The sequence below is a fragment of the Streptomyces sp. NPDC005004 genome, from assembly GCF_053600675.1.
Genome location: NZ_JBSGAH010000007.1, coordinates 47,787 through 65,120 on the forward strand (window position 1 = coordinate 47,787; position 17,334 = coordinate 65,120).

At 70.8% G+C, this 17,334-nt stretch carries 16 protein-coding genes; 6 read left to right on the forward strand and 10 right to left on the reverse strand.

The window, feature by feature from the left end; translation table 11 throughout:
- Positions 1 to 2: 2 nt before the first annotated feature.
- The 4 genes from ACWEEU_RS11585 to ACWEEU_RS11600 all read right to left on the reverse strand — a co-directional run bounded on the left by ACWEEU_RS11585 (position 3) and on the right by ACWEEU_RS11600 (position 5,093).
- The gene (locus tag ACWEEU_RS11585; protein ID WP_451731110.1) at positions 3 to 1,685 is read right to left on the reverse strand and encodes a glycoside hydrolase family 13 protein; all 1,683 of its coding nucleotides are present in this window, start codon (positions 1,683 to 1,685) and stop codon (positions 3 to 5) included.
- Between the two features lie 88 nt (positions 1,686 to 1,773).
- On the reverse strand, positions 1,774 to 2,682 hold the full coding sequence (locus ACWEEU_RS11590; protein ID WP_385746656.1) for a sugar ABC transporter permease: 909 nt from the start codon (positions 2,680 to 2,682) through the stop codon (positions 1,774 to 1,776).
- A gap of 19 nt (positions 2,683 to 2,701) precedes the next feature.
- Positions 2,702 to 3,706, reverse strand: a complete 1,005-nt coding sequence (locus tag ACWEEU_RS11595) for a carbohydrate ABC transporter permease (protein WP_385746658.1) — start codon at positions 3,704 to 3,706, stop codon at positions 2,702 to 2,704.
- 115 nt (positions 3,707 to 3,821) lie between these two features.
- Positions 3,822 to 5,093 carry an extracellular solute-binding protein gene (locus tag ACWEEU_RS11600; RefSeq protein WP_385746660.1) on the reverse strand — a complete coding sequence of 424 codons (1,272 nt, stop codon included), beginning with the start codon at positions 5,091 to 5,093 and terminating at the stop codon, positions 3,822 to 3,824.
- A 456-nt stretch (positions 5,094 to 5,549) separates the two neighbouring features.
- On the opposite strand from ACWEEU_RS11600, the gene ACWEEU_RS11605 reads away from it, so the two are divergent.
- A complete protein-coding gene (locus tag ACWEEU_RS11605) occupies positions 5,550 to 6,593 on the forward strand; it encodes a LacI family DNA-binding transcriptional regulator (protein ID WP_385746662.1) in 1,044 nt (347 codons plus the stop codon).
- 149 nt (positions 6,594 to 6,742) lie between these two features.
- On the forward strand, positions 6,743 to 7,642 hold the full coding sequence (locus tag ACWEEU_RS11610) for a phosphatase PAP2 family protein (protein ID WP_451731116.1): 900 nt from the start codon (positions 6,743 to 6,745) through the stop codon (positions 7,640 to 7,642).
- 1 nt (position 7,643) lies between these two features.
- Here the strand turns inward: ACWEEU_RS11610 and ACWEEU_RS11615 are convergent, their stop codons facing one another.
- Entirely contained in the window at positions 7,644 to 10,643 is a 3,000-nt protein-coding gene (locus tag ACWEEU_RS11615; protein WP_451731119.1) for a bifunctional [glutamine synthetase] adenylyltransferase/[glutamine synthetase]-adenylyl-L-tyrosine phosphorylase, read from the reverse strand.
- A gap of 329 nt (positions 10,644 to 10,972) precedes the next feature.
- On the opposite strand from ACWEEU_RS11615, the gene ACWEEU_RS11620 reads away from it, so the two are divergent.
- On the forward strand, positions 10,973 to 11,479 hold the full coding sequence (locus ACWEEU_RS11620; RefSeq protein ID WP_451731122.1) for a pyridoxamine 5'-phosphate oxidase family protein: 507 nt from the start codon (positions 10,973 to 10,975) through the stop codon (positions 11,477 to 11,479).
- A complete protein-coding gene (locus ACWEEU_RS11625; protein ID WP_385746670.1) occupies positions 11,476 to 11,886 on the forward strand; it encodes a VOC family protein in 411 nt (136 codons plus the stop codon). The genes ACWEEU_RS11620 and ACWEEU_RS11625 overlap by 4 nt, the downstream gene beginning before the upstream one ends.
- Before the next feature lie 21 nt (positions 11,887 to 11,907).
- On the opposite strand, the gene ACWEEU_RS11630 is transcribed toward ACWEEU_RS11625, so the two are convergent.
- From ACWEEU_RS11630 to ACWEEU_RS11645, 4 genes are all read right to left on the reverse strand, one after another.
- Positions 11,908 to 12,345, reverse strand: a complete 438-nt coding sequence (locus ACWEEU_RS11630; protein WP_385746672.1) for a type II toxin-antitoxin system VapC family toxin — start codon at positions 12,343 to 12,345, stop codon at positions 11,908 to 11,910.
- Complete coding sequence (locus ACWEEU_RS11635) at positions 12,342 to 12,611, reverse strand: ribbon-helix-helix domain-containing protein (RefSeq protein WP_451731126.1); 270 nt, start codon at positions 12,609 to 12,611, stop codon at positions 12,342 to 12,344. Before ACWEEU_RS11635 ends, ACWEEU_RS11630 begins: the two co-directional genes overlap by 4 nt.
- A 45-nt stretch (positions 12,612 to 12,656) precedes the next feature.
- Positions 12,657 to 13,484, reverse strand: a complete 828-nt coding sequence (locus ACWEEU_RS11640) for a M55 family metallopeptidase (protein ID WP_451731129.1) — start codon at positions 13,482 to 13,484, stop codon at positions 12,657 to 12,659.
- 228 nt (positions 13,485 to 13,712) lie between these two features.
- A complete protein-coding gene (locus ACWEEU_RS11645; RefSeq protein ID WP_451731132.1) occupies positions 13,713 to 14,156 on the reverse strand; it encodes a hypothetical protein in 444 nt (147 codons plus the stop codon).
- 70 nt (positions 14,157 to 14,226) lie between these two features.
- Between ACWEEU_RS11645 and ACWEEU_RS11650 the strand changes: the two genes are divergently transcribed.
- Both ACWEEU_RS11650 and ACWEEU_RS11655 read left to right on the forward strand, forming a co-directional pair.
- Entirely contained in the window at positions 14,227 to 14,541 is a 315-nt protein-coding gene (locus tag ACWEEU_RS11650) for a hypothetical protein (protein ID WP_451731135.1), read from the forward strand.
- A 273-nt stretch (positions 14,542 to 14,814) separates the two neighbouring features.
- On the forward strand, positions 14,815 to 15,552 hold the full coding sequence (locus ACWEEU_RS11655; protein ID WP_451731138.1) for a PH domain-containing protein: 738 nt from the start codon (positions 14,815 to 14,817) through the stop codon (positions 15,550 to 15,552).
- Between the two features lie 124 nt (positions 15,553 to 15,676).
- Here the strand turns inward: ACWEEU_RS11655 and ACWEEU_RS11660 are convergent, their stop codons facing one another.
- Positions 15,677 to 17,038 (reverse strand): glutamine synthetase family protein, encoded by a 1,362-nt coding sequence (locus ACWEEU_RS11660; protein ID WP_385746678.1) that lies wholly within the window; start codon positions 17,036 to 17,038, stop codon positions 15,677 to 15,679.
- Between the last annotated feature and the right edge of the window lie 296 nt (positions 17,039 to 17,334).

The window sequence follows — 17,334 nt, forward strand, 5'->3', positions numbered from 1 at the left end:
CGTCAGGCCGTGGTCCACCACACCGTCGTGTCCGCCGGGAGCGTCGCCTCGGTGCCGTCCACCGTGACCTCGCCACTGGCCAGCAGCACGCGGCCGTGCGAGGGGACGGTCACCGGGGCGGTCGTGGTGTTGGCGACGCAGACGAACTCACCGCGACGGAAGGCCAGGACGCCCTCCGGAGCGGTCAGCCACTCCAGCGACTCGCCCGCGCCGAGCGAGGGGTGCTCGCGGCGGGCGGCGAGGGCGGCGCGGTACAGCTCCAGGGTCGAGGCCGGGTCGCCGGTCTGGGCCTCCACACTCAGCTCGCCCCAGTTCGCCGGCTGGGGCAGCCAGCTCCCGCCGGTGCCGAAGCCGTACGAGGAACCCGTGCGGGTCCACGGGATCGGCACCCGGCAGCCGTCGCGGAAACCGTCCTGGCCCGCGCCGCGGAAGTAGGCCGGGTCCTGGCGCACCTCGTCGGGCAGGTCCACCACGTCGGGCAGACCCAGTTCCTCGCCTTGGTAGAGGTAGGCCGAGCCGGGCAGGGCCAGCATCAGCAGGGTGGCGGCGCGGGCGCGGCGCAGGCCGAGTTCGCGGTCGCCCTCGGTGCGGATCTGGGTGCCGAGCCCGGGCGGGTTGGCGAAGCGGGTGGCGTGCCGGGTCACGTCGTGGTTGGAGAGCACCCAGGTGGCGGGGGCGCCGACCGGGCGCATCGCGTCCAGCGTGCGGTCGATGACCACACGCAGCTCGTCGGCGTCCCAGTCGGTGCTCAGGTACTGGAAGTTGAACGCCTGGTGCAGTTCGTCGGGGCGGACGTAGTGCGCGGTGCGCTCGACGGTCGGGGTCCACGCCTCCGCGACGAAGATGCGGTCGCCCGCGTACTCGTCCAGGACCGTGCGCCACTGGCGGTAGACCTCGTGCACGCCGTCCTGGTCGAAGAACGGCATCACGTCGTTGCCGAGCAGCTTGAGCTGGTCGTGGTCGCCGAGGTCCGGCAGTCCCTCGGCCTTGACCAGGCCGTGGGCCACGTCGATGCGGAAGCCGTCCACGCCCATGTCCAGCCAGAAGCGCAGGATGGAGCGGAACTCGTCGCCCACCGCCGGGTGTTCCCAGTTGAAGTCGGGCTGCTCGGGCGCGAAGAGGTGCAGGTACCACTCCCCGGGCGTGCCGTCGGGCTCGGTGACCCGGGTCCAGGCGGGGCCGCCGAAGATGGACTCCCAGTCGTTGGGCGGCAGTTCGCCCTTCTTCCCCTTGCCGGGACGGAAGTGGTAGCGCTCGCGCAGCGGCGAGCCCGGGCCCTCCGCGAGGGCCCGCTTGAACCACTCGTGCTGGTCGGAGGAGTGGTTGGGCACGAGGTCCACGATGATGCGCAGTCCCAGCCCGTGGGCGTCGCGGATCAGCGCGTCGGCGTCCAGCAGGTTGCCGAACATCGGGTCCACGGCGCGGTAGTCGGCCACGTCGTAGCCGGCGTCGGCCTGCGGCGAGGCGTAGAACGGGCTGAGCCAGACGGCGTCCACGCCGAGGTCGCGCAGATACGGGAGTCGGGCGCGCACGCCCGCCAGGTCGCCCATGCCGTCGCCGTTGCTGTCGGCGAAGCTGCGCGGATAGACCTGGTAGATCACCGCGCCGCGCCACCAGTCGCGGTGCTGGGCGACGGTGGCGACGGCGGTTTCGTCGGCCGGGGCTGCGAGGTGCTGCTGGCTCATGGCGTCCTTGGTGCGTGACGAGGTTCGGTTCGTAGGCATGGGTGCGCGGGGCTGCCCCAGGCCGGAGGTTGCGCCGGGCGGGGCTGCCTCAGCCCTTGGTGCCGCCCGCGGTGAGGCCGGTGACCAGGTTCTTCTGCACGAGGTAGAAGAACACGGACACGGGTATCGCGATCAGCACCGCGGTGGCGGCCATGTAGTTCCACTGCGCGTCGTGCTCACTGACGAAGGTCTGCAGGCCCACGGCGAAGGTGTACTTGGAGTCGTCCAGCATGAAGGTCGTCGCGAAGGCGACCTCGCTGACCGCCGTGATGAAGTTGTAGAAGGCGGCGACCGCGAGCCCGGGCCGGGCCAGCGGCAGGATCAGCCGGAAGAAGGTGCCGAACGGGGTGAGCCCGTCCACCCGGCCCGCCTCGTCGATCTCGAAGGGGATGGTGTCGAAGTACCCCTTGAGCAGCCAGGCGCTGTACGGCACGGCGGTGGTGCAGTTGATGAGGATCAGCGCCCAGTAGGTGTCGATGAGACCCAGCTCGCCGAAGATGTCGTACATCGGCACGATCAGGATGGCGATCGGGAACGCCTGGGTGAGCAGCAGGATCCACATGAGCTGCTTGTAGCCGGGGAAGCGCATCCGCGAGACGGCGTAGCCGGTGGTGGCGGCGACGAAGACACCGATGACGGTGGTGCCGAGCGCCACGATCAGCGTGGACTTGAACCAGTCGAAGAAGCCGCTGTGCTGGAGCACGTAGGCGTAGTTGGAGAAGTCCGCGGTGCTCAGGATCTTGCGGGGGTGGAGATAGGCGTCCTTGTCCGGGCCGAGGGAGAGGAAGAACAGCCAGGCCACCGGCGCGAGCGCGATCAGGCTCGCGAGGATCAGCCCGCCGTGCAGCAGGGCGCTGCCGAGGGGGCCGCGCTCGCCGCGCCGGCGGACCGCGCGGGCGGCCGGCGCGGCGGCGGGCGTGCTGTTCCCGGACTTCTCGACGAGGGTCGTGGTGCTCATGGCGGCGGCTCCTGCGGCGTCAGACGGCGAGCTGGTCATTGCGCTTCAGCCAGCGGAAGTAGAAGGAGGTGAAGACGGTGAGGATCGACAGCAGCAGCACGCCGTAGGCGGCGGACTGGGCGAAGTCGCGCGGCTGCTGTCCGAAGCCGAGCTGGTAGGCCCAGGTCACGAGGATCTGGGCGTCCGGCGCCGAGTTCTTGCCGAACAGCAGGAAGATGATCACGAACTGGTTGAAGGTCCAGATCACGCCGAGCAGGATCACGGTGGAGCTGACCGAGCGCAGTCCGGGCAGGGTGACGTGCCGGAAGCGCTGCCAGGCGGTCGCGCCGTCCATCTCGGCGGCCTCGTAGAGCGTGGAGTCGATGGACTGGAGCCCGCCGAGGAGCGAGATCATCATGAACGGCACACCGCACCAGGTGTTGACCATGATGGCGGCGAACCGCTGCCAGAAGGAGTCCTCCAGCCACTCGGGCTGGGGCAGATGGAGCGCGCCGAGCACCTGGTTGAGCACACCGCCGTCGGCGAGCATGATCCGCCAGGAGAAGACGGTGACGAAGGTCGGCACGGCCCAGGGCAGCACCAGGAGCACCCGGTAGAAGGTGCGGCCGCGCAGCTTCTGGTCGAGCATCATCGCGAGGCCGAGCCCGATGACGTAGTGCAGGGTCACACACGCGACGGTCCAGACGACGGTCCACAGGAAGTGCGACCAGAACCGGTCGTAGGCGGTCGGCCCGAACAGGATGTCCTTGTAGTTGTCGAGCCCGATGAACTTGTACGTGGCGTCGATGTGGTTGACGCCGATCGTGCGCGCCGAGTTGAGGCTGTTGGCGTCGGTGAGGGTGAGGTAGACGCCCCGCACCAGCGGGTAGCCCACCAGGACACCGAGGACGACGACGACCGGGGCGATCATCGCGTACGCGTACCAGTACCGCTGATAGCCGTTCTTCAGGCGCTGCGCCAGCCCGGGACGGGGCGCGCGCTCACCTCGGCGTTCGCCGGTCGCGCGGTCGATGGCGACTGTCATGGTTCGACACCTTCTGGAAAGTTCGGGTACGGGCCGGGACGCGCGGGGCGCCGTCCGGTGACCGCCGGACCCTCCCCATCCCCCACGGCGAGGAGGGTCCGGCGGTCACGCGGGCTCACTTGCCGAAGCCGGGCACCAGCTTGGCGATGGCCACTTCGGCGTTGCCGAGGCCCTTGTCCAGCGACTCCTTGCCGCCGGCGACCTTGGGCAGCTCGGTGTCAAGCGGGCCCCACAGGGAGCTGTACTCCGGCAGCGCCGGGCGCGGCTGGGCGGCGGAGAGGACGCCCTGGTAGCCGGCGATGCCCGGGTCGGCCTTGACCTTGTCGGTGTAGGCGTCCGTGCGCGTGGGCAGGGTGGAGTTCTTGAGCGCGATGGTCTCCTGGGACTTGGCCGAGGTCATGAAGTTCACGAACTTCAGGGCCGCCTTCTGGTGGGCCTTGTCGGAGCCGGCGTAGACCGAGAGGTTGTGACCGCCGGTCGGGGCGCCCGCCTTGCCGGTGGAACCGGCCGGGACGGTGGCGATGCCGAGGTTGCCCTTGTCCTTGAACGCCGAGCCCTTGTAGAAGTTGGTGATCTCCCAGGGGCCCTGGATGATCGAGGCGACCTTGCCGTTGACGAACGCGTCCTGGATGTGGGCGTAGGCGTCGGCGGTGGCGTCGGCCTTGTGCAGGCCCTTGCCGGAGAACAGGCTCAGCCAGGTGCCGTAGCCCTTCTTGGCCGCGGCGGAGTCCACGGTGATCTTCTTGGCGGAGGCGTCGACGGTGTCGGTGCCCTCGCCGTAGAGGAAGCACTGCGCGTAGTAGGCCTGGGTGGAGCCCCAGTAACCGTCCACGCCCGTCTTGGACTTGACCTTGGCGGCGTCCTTCTTCAGGTCGTCCCAGGTCTTGGGGGCCTCGGTGATGCCGGCCTTCTTGAACAGGGCCTTGTTGTAGACGAACGCGAGGGTGTCGGTGACCAGCGGCACGCCGTAGGTCTTGCCCTCGTACTGGGCCTGCTTGATCAGGTTCGGCTGGAACTTGGCCTGGTCGGCGAGGGCCTCGGTGCCGTCCAGCGGCAGCAGGTAGCTCTTCTTCGCGAACGTGGGGGTCCAGCCGACCTCGGACCGCAGGATGTCCGGGGCGCCCTGGGAACCGGCCGCGGTGTCGAACTTGTTCTGCGCCTGGTCGAAGGGCACGTTGACGTACTTGACCTTGATGCCCTTGTTGGCGGCCTCGAACTGCTTGATGAGGGCCTTGTAGGTCGGCGCCTCGTTCGTGGCGTTGGAGGTGTCCCACCAGGTGACGGTCACCGGGCCGCTGGACTTGCTGTCGCTGTCGCTCCCGCCGCACGCCGTCGCCGTGAGGGCGAGGGACGCCACGAGCGCGGAGGCCGCTATGCCACGCCGCATCAGTTCTCCTTGAGGGTGAAAGCCCGAGTTTGCAGGAGCGGCCCCGTCTGCCGCCGCCTGCGACTTGCCGACTGCGCCATTGCCGCGGCCGGGCGACTGGGAACGTAACAGCGATGCAATCCTGGCGAAAGACCTTGCAGAAAAAAAGTGCAAGAAGGCCGTGTGGTTACCGTGTCGTGACCTGCGCCAGACCTTGTCGAAATACTGGTCTTACGCCGGTGGGAGGGTTGACGGACACTTGTGCAAGACTCTGCAAGCTCTTGCCGCAGGGTGTCGCCGCCGGGATCATCCCCTTGCGGCCGTGCGCCGGGGAGACCCTCCGGCGGGCGAAGCGATGAGATTCCTAGAGGGACGAGGAGCGCGATGACGCGGCAATCCACGGCGGGCCGTTCGGCAAGCCGTGCACGACGTCCCGCCGGTGTGCAGGGCAGGCCCCGGCCGGTACAGTCCGGTGGCGTGACCACACGGCTTGCCGACATCGCAGCGCAGGCGGGGGTGAGCGAGGCGACCGTCAGCCGTGTCCTCAACGGCAAGCCGGGCGTCGCGTCCGCCACCCGCCAGTCCGTGCTCGCCGCGCTGGACGTGCTCGGCTACGAGCGCCCGGTACGGCTGCGGCGGCGCAGCGAGGGCCTGGTGGGCCTGATCATCCCCGAGCTGGAGAACCCGATCTTCCCGGCCCTTGCCCAGGTCATCGGCCAGGCGCTGACCGGGCAGGGCTACACCCCGGTGCTGGCCACCCAGACCCCGGGCGGCTCCACCGAGGACGAGCTGACCGAGATGCTGGTGGACCGGGGGGTGGCCGGGATCATCTACGTCTCCGGACTGCACGCCGACACCACCGCCGACATGCAGCGCTACGAGCGGCTGCGCGCGCAGGGCGTGCCCTTCGTCCTCGTGGACGGCTTCTCGCCCAAGGTGCAGGCGCCGTTCATCTCGCCCGACGACCGGGCCGCGACGACGCTCGCGGTGACCCACCTCGCCTCGCTGGGCCACACCCGGATCGGGCTCGCGCTCGGGCCGAAGCGGTTCGTGCCGGTGCAGCGCAAGATCGAGGGCTTCGTGCGCGCGATGCAGGAGCAGCTCGGGCTCGACGCGACCACGGTGACGACCGAGCTGGTGCAGCACTCGCTGTACACGCTGGAGGGCGGTCAGGCGGCGGCGACCGCGCTGATCGGGCGCGACTGCACGGCGATCGTCTGCGCGAGCGACATGATGGCGCTCGGCGCGATACGCGCGGCCCGGCAGCTCGGTCTGGAGGTGCCGCGCGACGTCTCCGTGGTCGGCTTCGACGACTCCCCGCTGATCGCGTTCACCGACCCGCCGCTGACCACCGTCCGCAAGCCGGTCCCCGCGATGGGCCAGGCCGCGGTGCGCACGCTCCTGGAGGAGATCGGCGGGACACCCGCGCCGCACAGCGAGTTCGTGTTCATGCCGGAGCTGGTGGTGCGCGGCTCGACCGCGTCGGCGCCGGGGCGTGGCGGCCAGGACCGCGGGCACTAAGGCCTGTCTGACAATTCCCGTCGTCGCCCGGCAGACGAGAATTGTCAGACAGGCCCTAGCACAACAGGTCTCCGTACGCAGAACATGCGTGCTGGAACCCGCCTTGGGATGATCAGTCAGGCACGCTTTGTCTGGCAGACTCGGTGGCTATGAGTGACTCGACCGTGACAGACCCGGAAGGTCGCGAGAAGGTGACCGTTCCGCGGACCGTCACGGGCGAGCGCGCGAGGAGCGTGCGGGAGCGGCTGCGCCGTCGTTCCCGTCGCCCCCGGCTGTGGTTCGAGATCCTGCTGACCGGGGCGAGTTACTGGGTCTACTCCCTGATCCGCAACGCGGTCCCGGAGCAGAAGACCGAGGCGCTGCGCAACGCCGACGGGATCTGGCGCCTGGAGCACCACCTCGGCATCGCGGTGGAGGCGTCGGTCAACCACGCCGCCGACGCGGTGACTTGGCTGATCATCGCCATGAACTACTACTACGCCACGCTGCACTTCGTGATCACGATCGCGGTCCTGGTGTGGCTCTTCCGCCGGCATCCCGGGCGCTACGGCGCCGCCAGACTCGTCCTGTTCGCGACCACGGGCGTGGCCCTGCTCGGCTACTACCTTTTCCCGCTCGCCCCGCCCCGGCTGATGCGCGGCGGCCACTTCGTCGACACGGTCATGGTCCACCAGACCTGGGGCTCGATGGCGTCCGGCGACCTCAAGCACATGTCCAACCAGTACGCCGCGATGCCCTCCATGCACATCGGCTGGTCCCTGTGGTGCGGGCTGACCGTCTTCGCGCTGGCCTCGGTCCCGTGGGTCCGCGTGCTGGCCCTCCTCTACCCGGTGGCGACCCTGGTGGTCATCGTCGCCACCGCCAACCACTTCTGGCTGGACGCGGTGGGCGGCGTGGCCTGCCTGACCTTCGGGTTCGGGGTGGCCTGGCTCTGGTACGGACGGCTCCCGGGGGCGCTGCCCCGGGGTGTGGACGACGGGACGGACGCCGGGACGGAACCGGCGCCTGACGCGGGTACGACGCCCCGGTCCACAGCCGGCTCCCGGTGACTCAGTCCGTGTAGAACCGCTCGTCCACGACCGCGCGGGCCCGGCGGGCGGTGCGGCGGTAGGCGTCGAGCATGGTGCCCGCCTGGCCCGCGCCGTGGCCGAGGTAGCGGCCGACGGCGGCCAGTTCGCGGGGCTCGGTCGGGAAGGTGTCCCCGGCCCGGCCCCGGACCAGCATCACCGCGTTGCGCACCCGTCCGGCCAGCACCCACGCCTCGTCGAGGACGGCCGCGTCCTCCTCGCTCAGCAGCCCCGCGTCACGCGCGGCGGCCAGCGCCTCGCGGGTGCGGGTGGTGCGCAGTCCCGGCACCTCCCAGGCGTGCCGCAACTGGAGCAACTGCACGGTCCACTCCACGTCGGACAGCCCGCCGGGGCCCAGCTTGGTGTGCAGTTTGGGGTCGGCGCCACGCGGCAGCCGCTCGGACTCCATGCGGGCCTTCAGGCGCCGGATCTCGCGCACGGCGTCGTCGTCCAGGCCGTGGCGCGGGTAGCGCAGGGGATCGATCAGCTCGATGAACCGGCGCCCCAGGTCCTCGTCGCCCGCCACCGGCTCGGCCCGCAGCAGCGCCTGCGACTCCCACACCAGGGACCAGCGGCGGTAGTACGCCTCGTACGACTTCAGGGTGCGCACGAGCGGCCCCGACTTCCCCTCCGGGCGCAGGTCCGCGTCGATCAGCAGCGGCGGGTCGGCGCTCGGGATCTGCAACAGGCGGCGCATTTCGGCCACGACCTTGTTCGCGGCGCGGTTGGCCTCGTGGTCGTCCACGCCCTCGCGCGGCTCGTACACGAACAGCACGTCGGCGTCCGAGCCGTAGCCCAGCTCGTGCCCGCCGAAGCGGCCCATGCCGATGATCGCGAACCGGACCGGCAGGGTGTCGCCCCAGTGCTCGCGCACCACCGCGCGCAGGGTGCCCGCCAGGGTGGCGGCGGTGAGGTCGCTGATCGCGGCGCCGGTACGGTCCAGGAGCGCGCCCTCGTCGGCCTCGGCGGGGGTGGTCTCGGTGCCGTAGGAACCGACGATGTCGGTCGCGGCGGTACGGAACAGCTCGCGGCGGCGGACCCCGCGGGCCGCGGTGACGCCCTGCTCGGCGTTCTCCGCGCGGCCCACCGCGGCCAGGATCTCCTGCTCCAGCTGGGCCCGGCCGCGCGGCTCCAGGCCGCCGCTCCCGCCGTCGCCGTCGCCGAGCAGGGCCACCGCCTCCGGGGCGCGCAGCAGCAGGTCGGGGGCGAGGCGGCCCGCCGACAGGACGCGGGCCAGGTTCTCCGCCGCCGCGCCCTCGTCGCGCAGCAGCCGCAGGTACCAGGGGGTCTTGCCGAGCGCGTCGGAGACCTTGCGGAAGTTGAGGAGCCCGGCGTCCGGGTCGGCGGAGTCCGCGAACCAGCCGAGCAGCACGGGCAGCAGGGTGCGCTGGATCGCCGCCTTGCGGGTCACTCCGGAGGCCAGCGCCTCCAGGTGGCGCAGGGCGGCCGCCGGGTCGGCGTACCCGAGCGCGACCAGGCGCTCGCGGGCCGCCTCCGGGCTGAGCCGGGCCTCGCCGGGGGCGAGCTGGGCCACCGCGTCGAGCAGCGGGCGGTAGAACAGCTTCTCGTGCAGCCGTCGTACGACGCCGGTGTGCCGCTTCCACTCGCGGCGCAGCCGGGTCACCGGGTCGGTGCGCAGGCCGAGCGAGCGGCCGAGCCGGCGCAGGTCCTCCTCCGCCTCCGGGACGAGGTGGGTGCGGCGCAGGCGGTAGAGCTGGATGCGGTGCTCCATCGCGCGCAGGAAGCGGTACGCCTCGTCCAGGCGGGCGGCGTCCTCGCGGCCGACGTAGCCGCCGGCCGCCAGCGCCTGGAGCGCGTCCAGGGTCGTCCTGCTGCGCAGGGTCGGGTCCGTGCGGCCGTGCACGAGCTGGAGGAGCTGGACCGCGAACTCGACGTCCCTGAGGCCGCCGGGGCCCAGCTTCAGCTCGCGGTCGATCTCGGAGGCGGGGATGTTCTCCACCACCCTGCGGCGCATCTTCTGCACGTCGGTGACGAAGTTCTCCCGCTCCGCCGCCTGCCACACCATCGGCGCCAGCGCCTCGATGTACGCCTCCCCCAGTTCCGCGTCCCCCGCCACCGGGCGCGCCTTCAGCAGCGCCTGGAACTCCCAGGTCTTCGCCCAGCGCTGGTAATAGGCGACATGGCTGCTCAGCGTGCGGACGAGGGGGCCGTTGCGGCCCTCCGGGCGCAGGTTCGCGTCCACCGGCCAGATCGAGCCCTCGACCGTGGTCTCCGAGCAGATGCGCATCATGTGCGAGGCGAGTTTCGTGGCGGATCTGAGGGCCTTCGCCTCGTCCGTTCCCTCCGCCGCCTCCGCTACGAAGATCACGTCCACGTCCGAGACGTAGTTCAGCTCGTGACCGCCGCACTTGCCCATCGCGATGACGGCGAGTCTGCAGGCCGCCGCGTCCTGAGGTGCGGCGGACCTCGCCATCGCCAGTGCGGCGCGGAGGGTCGCCGTGGCCAGATCCGCGAGTTCCGCCGCCGTCTGGGCCAGGTCCGTCGTGCCGCAGACGTCCCTCGCGGCGATGGACAGGAGGCAGCGGCGGTACGCGACGCGGAGGGTGACCGGGTCCGTCGCCTCCGCCAGTTCCCGCTCGAACTCCGCGACTCCCGGGTGCAGGTCCCTCGGTTCGTACGTGACCAGGGTCTGCCAGTCGTGCGGGTGGCGGGCGAGGTGGTCCGCGAGGGCCTCCGAGGCGCCGAGGATGCCCAGGAGGCGGTCTCGCAGGGGCTTGGACGCGATCAGGGTGTCGAGGAGTTCTCTTCTGTCCGTGGGCGCGGGCTGGGACTCCAGGAGTCTGACCAGGCCGTGCAGGGCGAGGTCGGGGTCCGCGGTCTCGCCGAGTGCTTCCAGGAGGACCGGGTCGTCGCGTACGGCCGCCAGCTCCGGCGTGTCCAGGCTGCGTTCCGCGGCGGAAGGGTCGGTGAAGCCGTGCCTGAGCAGTCGGGTGAAGGTGCTGCTTCTGCGGCCCGGCGTCATCTTCTTGGGCTCCCCATCTTCTTCGGGACGATCTGTTTCGGGACGGTCCTGGCCAGAGCGTAACGCCCGCGGCGCTTCGGGGTTGGGGGCCGTACGCCCACGTCGCGGCTGTGGGTCGGGGACGCGGCGGGGGGTATCCGTCCTCGGTCCGGCGCGCTGTTCGCTGAACAGGTGCTGTCCGCTTTCGCCGGCCGCTGCGGGCGGACACCCCCCGCCACGTCCCCTTCTCGCCGTACGCGGGTGCGGGTTCCGGTCCCCTCCGCCGGTTGCGATGAGTTTCGGGGGCGGGCAGGGTCCGAATTGGCGGGATTTCCTTGGAGGTGTTGCCCATGGCCGGGCCTGTCGGTGAGCTGGACGTGCGGTACAGCAGTGAGGGGACGGTCGCTCACTCCTGGGACGAAGTGGTGGAGGTGCTGGAGGCCGCGGAGTTGTTCTGGGTGTCCAGCGTGCGGCCGGACGGGCGGCCCCACGTCACTCCGACGCTGGCGGTGTGGAACGAGGGGGCCCTGCACTTCGGGACCGGGCCCGGGGAGCGCAAGGCCCGGAACCTCGCCGAGAATCCGCATGTCGCCCTGACCACCGGGGTCAACACCTGGACCGTCGGGTTCGACGTGGTCGTGGAGGGTGATGCGGTCCGTGTCACCGACGAGGGGCGCTTGCGGGAACTGGCGGCTGCCTGGGAGGCCAAGTACGGGGAGTTCTGGCACTACGAGGTCCGGGACGGCTGCTTCCAGCACGGGCCCGGTCCCGCCTACGTCTTCGCCGTCTCCCCGGTCACCGTCTTCGGCTTCGGCAAGGGCGAGCCGTTCAGCCAGACCCGCTGGAGGTTCTCGTGAGCGGGCTCGCCAGGGGGACAGTGGCTACGCGGCTGCCCGCCCAGGACCTGGAGCGGGCCCGGCGGTTCTACGCGGAGAAGCTGGGGCTGGAGCCCGTCGACGAGCGCCCCGGTGGGCTCCTCTACCGCTGCGGCGGCACCGACTTCGTCGTCTTCCGGTCCACCGGCGCCTCCCCCGGCACCTTCACCCAGATGGGCTTCCAGGTCGACGACCTCGACGCCGTGGTCTCCGAGCTGCGCGCCAAGGGCGTCGCCTTCGAAGACGTCGACTCCCCCGGCTTCCGCACCCGGGACGGCATCGCCGAGATCGAGGGCAACTACCCGAGCAAGGGAGCCCGGGGCGAGCGGGGGGCCTGGTTCCGGGACAGCGAGGGGAATCTGCTGGGGGTGGGGGAGCTGGTGCGGTGACGGCCGTCGACCATGGTGGGCTCAGAGGTCGTCCGGTAGCACGCGGAAGTGGGTGTGTCTGCCGTCCAGGGGGCGTACGGTCCGGAAGTCGCGCAGGTCCCGGGTGAGGACGGCGTCCGTGGCGTACTCGGCGGCCAGGGCTACGTTCACCGCGTCCACCAGGTCCAGGTCGAGGTCGGTGTAGCGGGCTCTCACCGTCAGGGCGGCGTCCAGGATCTCCGGGGTGGGGGGCGCCAGGACGAGGCGCAGGTCGCGTACGCGTTCGGTGAGGCTGCGGAGGATCGCGTCGGCCGCGCGGCGTCCGGCCCTGCTCGTGGCCACCTGGTGCACCTCGGTCAGGGCCAGGGGCGTGGCCACCAGGAAGCCGCACTGGTCGGCTGCCTTGCGGGCCGCGTGGTGTGCCGGGTCGGAGCGGTTGTACAGGGCGAGGATGCCCGAGGTGTCGGCGACGGCGATCACGCGGCGTGGCCCCGGTTGCGCCGCTCGCGTGCCTGGTGGCCCTCGGTGACGGCCCTGCGGATGTCGTCCGCCTCCACGGGACCGCCCAGGTCGAAGGTCTCCTCGTCCCTCACGAACGGCTCGTCCCAGACGCGGTGGGCCAGCGCGATGCGGTGAATGCCCTCGCGGATTATCTCCGCCTCCGAAAGGCCGAGGCGGCCGGCCGCCTCCTTGATCAGCGCCAGGTCGCTGTCGTCGGCGTAGACGTTCGTGCGCTTCAGTGCCATGAGTCAATGGTACAGGTCGTGTACCACCTGAGGCGCACCCGCTCGTCAGCAGTACGGCGCCTGGTTCGTCAGGGCCGTCGCCACCCGCATCCACACCCCGAACAGCCGGTACAGGTCCGGCAGTGTGCCCTCGGCGTGGACCGTGCGGCTGTCGGCCTGGGTGACGCCCGGGATGCCGAGGAGGGTCGAGGCGACCGAGGCCGACTGCCAGCGGACCGTGAGGGTGGAGGGGGTCGGCGTCTCCGACAGCGCCGGTAGCGAGGAGAGGCTGGCGGCGACCGCCTGTTCGATGGCCGTGCGCGCCTCGTCCACGGGGCGGAGGGCGGCGGTGAAGCGGTCGTGGGCGTGCTTCACGGGGACGGTCGTGACCGAGGGGTCCCAGTCGGTCATCTCCGTGCAGGCGTGGTCGTCGCCGGTCAGGGCGGCCACCGGGACACCGAGGGCCGCGGCCGTGGCGTGGGCCAGGCCGATCTCGCCCACGGGGCGGTCGTCCAGCCACATGTCCTCGATCTCGTGGCCCATGAAGCTGTGGCTCAGTACGCCGAGCGCGCCGGCCCGCGCGTGGTAGCCGACGCAGATCATGGCGTCGTATCCGGGGCCGAGCCCTTCGAGCATGCCCATCTGCTTGGGCCTGCCGCGGATGAGGCGGGCCGCCGGGTGCAGGGATTCGGGGAGGATGTTGCGCATGGGGCCGTGCGCGTCGTTGACGGTGATGTGCGTGGCACCGGCCGAAATGGCGCCCCGGACCGCCGCGTTGACGTCCTCCGCCATCATCCGGCGCCCGCGCTCGTAGTCCCTGCCGCCGGGCTGGACGTCGTCGGAGTCCACGAGCCCCGTGATCCCCTCCATGTCCGCGCTGATGTAGATCCGCACCGCACCGTCTCCTCACGCTTGATCACCAGGGAGACGTGGGGTGGTCTCCGGACGGTTCCCGCGCCCGCATCGCCGCCGGGCTCCGGGGCCACGGGCCCGTTTCCACGGCGGGGTCCCGGCCGGCGTTGCCGAGGACGAGCCCGGCCACCGCGACCTGCTTGCCCGCCCGAACCGCACGACCGGTGAGCTCGCTGGATGCCCAGCCCCTCGCGATCAAGAGCTGGACCGCTAACGCCATTCGGCCACCAGCCACTTTCCGTCGACCTTCGAAAGCAGCAGCTCGCTGATCTGGAGAGGGTTGTCGTCGAGGTTCACGTGTCCGAGGCCGCTGTCCCTTGCGAAGAACCGGGACGCGTAGGCGTCGGCCAGCCTGCCTCGCTCCGCGCCGCTCAGGGGTGACACCAGCGCTTCGACGGCCTGCGGACACGTGTCCTCGTGCTGGGCGGCGGCGAGTCCGGACTGCGCGGTCCGGGTCATGAGGGCGCAGGTGGCCTCGCCGTCACCTGAGCCGAGGGCTCCGAGGAACGCCTTGCCGGAGTCCTCCAGCGCCGCGAGGTCCCCTCTGGTGTCGCGGATCGTGAGGAAGATCCCTCCTCCTCCGATCGCCAGCGCTACCGCCACTCCCCCCAGGACCAGCCGGCGTCCCCTGTCCCAACCGTTCGTGTCGGTCAACGTGCCTCATTCCTCCGTGCCGTCGCGACGGTTGCCGCACCTCGCCGCCGTACGGCAGGAAGGGCTCTGCTTGGATCTGCCCATGATTTCCCTCGGCGCCCCGGACGAGACGCGAGAGAAGGCAGAGCTTGCGGTCTGGTTCGGCGGAGCGTCCTTGGCGTTCTGGTTCTGCTGTCCGTTCTGGATACTGGTCAGCTTCGTCGCGCTGCCTCTGGCACTCGTCGGCCTGGTGCGGGCCTTTGTCGAGCATCGCGCGTCGAAGTCGGGGCGAGCGAACGGGACACGAGCCGTGGTGGGAGGCGTGTTGTCCCTCGCGGGAGCGGCAGCGGCGATCGCCTACATGATCTTTCTCGCCACCCATCCTGATCTCCCGGTTCAGGGATAGCCGCCTCGCTTCCCTTCCCGTGCTGTCGGCGCTCGTCGGTACACCCCTCGCGCGAGACGACCAGGTCCGGGGGTGGAGACGAGACGGCTGATCGGTTGGTTCCGACGGGAGCAGCTCTCCTCGGCGGCCCGAGCCCGCGCGGTCTCGTCGCCGTCCTCGGCGGCACCCTGTGCTGACCTGCGGTCCACCCCCCGGGGTACGACTCTGCGGGAACGCCCCTATCCTCTGCCCAGTCGCGTACGTGTTCGTGCGCACCGGGTGGGGAGAACAGCGGTGGACAACAGCGCCATACCGTCGGCCGGCGTCGGGATCGTGCGGGAGTACCGCAAGTACAGGAAGACGCCCTTGGCGAGGATTCTGGGGCCGTTGGTCATTCCGGTCCTCGCCCTCTCCCAGACAACGCGGCACGGCGACCCGTTCCGGTGGCCGATGCTCGTCGTCGCCGTCGTGGTCGTGCTGACCCTCGCGCGGGTGGCGCTCTACATGCAGCGCGGCCGCACGCTGGTCGACCCGGACGGCATCACGGTCCGCCGCGCCCTCACCGAGCGCACCCGCACCTGGTCCGCCATCTACGACATCCGCGCCGAGCCCGTTCCGAACGCCGGCGGTTCCGGACGCCGCTGGCTCGCCTACCTCTACGACACCGAGGGCCGGCGCCTCCTCCTGCCGCACATCGACGACTGGCAGCTGGACAACCCGCCGGCCGAGGTCGCCGGTCTGCTGGCCGTCGGTGCCCCGTACCGCGGCAGGGCGTGGGAACGCCGGCCGGAGGTGGAGGCGCTGATCCGGCAACGGGCGGCGCACCGCAGGGCCTGGCTGTGGGCGGCCTACGGGGCGCTCATCGTCTTCGGCTGCATGACCGTGCTGTCGATCGGACTGCTGTTCACCTCGGACGGCTCGCCCGTGGTCCTGCTGACGACGCTGGTTCCGCTGGGCTCCTTCGTCCTGTTCGCCGCCCTCTTCCACGCGGGCTGGAAGTACCTGGTCCCCCGCGAGACGCGGGAGTCCTGACACCCGACGGCGATGCGGCCCTCCGGAAGCGGTGCGATCGGGCGCCCGCGAGACGCGCAGGGGCCGACGGTCCGCGACCGTCGGCCCCCGAGGTCGTCTCGGCGGTCACCCGCCCGACCTGCGCCTACAGCACCGGCAGGTTCTTCCGCAGCTCGAACGCCGTGACCTCCGAGCGGTACTCGTGCCACTCCGCGCGCTTGTTGCGGAGGAAGAAGTCGAAGACGTGCTCGCCGAGCGTCTCGGCGACCAGGTCGCTGCGCTCCATCAGGGTCAGCGCCTCGCCCAGGTTCTGCGGGAGCGGCTCGATGCCCATCGCGCGGCGTTCGGCGTCGGAGAGGGCCCAGACGTCGTCCTCGGCGCCGGGGGGAAGTTCGTAGCCCTCCTCGATGCCCTTCAGACCCGCCGCCAGGAGGACCGCGTAGGCCAGGTACGGGTTCGCGCCGGAGTCCAGGGAGCGGACCTCCACGCGGGCGGAGCCGGTCTTGCCGGGCTTGTACATGGGCACGCGGACCAGGGCGGAGCGGTTGTTGTGGCCCCAGCAGATGTACGAGGGGGCCTCGCCGCCCGCGCCCGCCGTGCGCTCGGAGCCGCCCCAGATGCGCTTGTAGGAGTTGACCCACTGGTTGGTGACCGCGGAGATCTCGGCGGCGTGGCGCAGGAGGCCGGCGATGAAGGAGCGGCCGACCTTGGAGAGCTGGTACTCGGAGCCGGACTCGTAGAACGCGTTCCGGTCGCCCTCGAAGAGGGAGAGGTGGGTGTGCATGCCCGAGCCGGGGTGCTCGGAGAACGGCTTCGGCATGAAGGTCGCCTGGACGCCCTGCTCCAGCGCGACCTGCTTCATGACCAGACGGAACGTCATGATGTTGTCGGCCGTGGAGAGCGCGTCGGCGTAGCGCAGGTCGATCTCCTGCTGGCCGGGGCCGCCCTCGTGGTGGGAGAACTCCACCGAGATGCCCATCGACTCCAGCATGGTGATCGCCTGGCGCCGGAAGTCCAGTCCGATGCTGGTCGGCGTGTGGTCGAAGTAGCCGGAGTTGTCGGCCGGGATCGGGCGGGAGCCGTCCAGCGGGCGGTCCTTGAGCAGGAAGAACTCGATCTCGGGGTGGGTGTAGAAGGTGAACCCGAGGTCGGAGGTGCGGGCGAGCGCGCGCTTGAGGACGTAGCGCGGGTCGGCGAAGGACGGGGAGCCGTCCGGCATGAGGATGTCGCAGAACATGCGGGCCGTGCCGGGGCTCTCCGCGCGCCAGGGCAGCATCTGGAAGGTCGACGGGTCCGGCTTGGCGATCATGTCGGACTCGTAGACGCGGGCGAAGCCCTCGATGGCGGAGCCGTCGAAGCCGATGCCCTCGTCGAATGCCTGCTCAAGCTCCGCGGGGGCCACGGCGACGGACTTGAGGAAGCCCAGCACGTCCGTGAACCACAGGCGTACGAACCGGATGTCGCGCTCCTCCAAGGTCCGGAGCACGAACTCCTGCTGCTTGTCCATCTTCCGCTTCCCCATCCTTGCTGGTCAGGCCGCCTTCCCCCGGTGCCGCGGGACGCGGTCGGGCACCTGAGCATCCCACCACAACCGCGTTTCGCGCGCGTTGCGGACCTCGGTCGCCCGGGCTTCCGCGGCCTGAACGGCTCTCGTACGGCGGGTGTACCGCTCTGCCGCCCATCTTGCCTGCTCGGACCCGTATCCGTAATGGCCGGCCGGATGGACGGAATCCATCGGATCACACCGCCGCGTGAGCGAGGACGGGCCCGCCGAACCGGATCGCGTCACCGGACCGACGACGA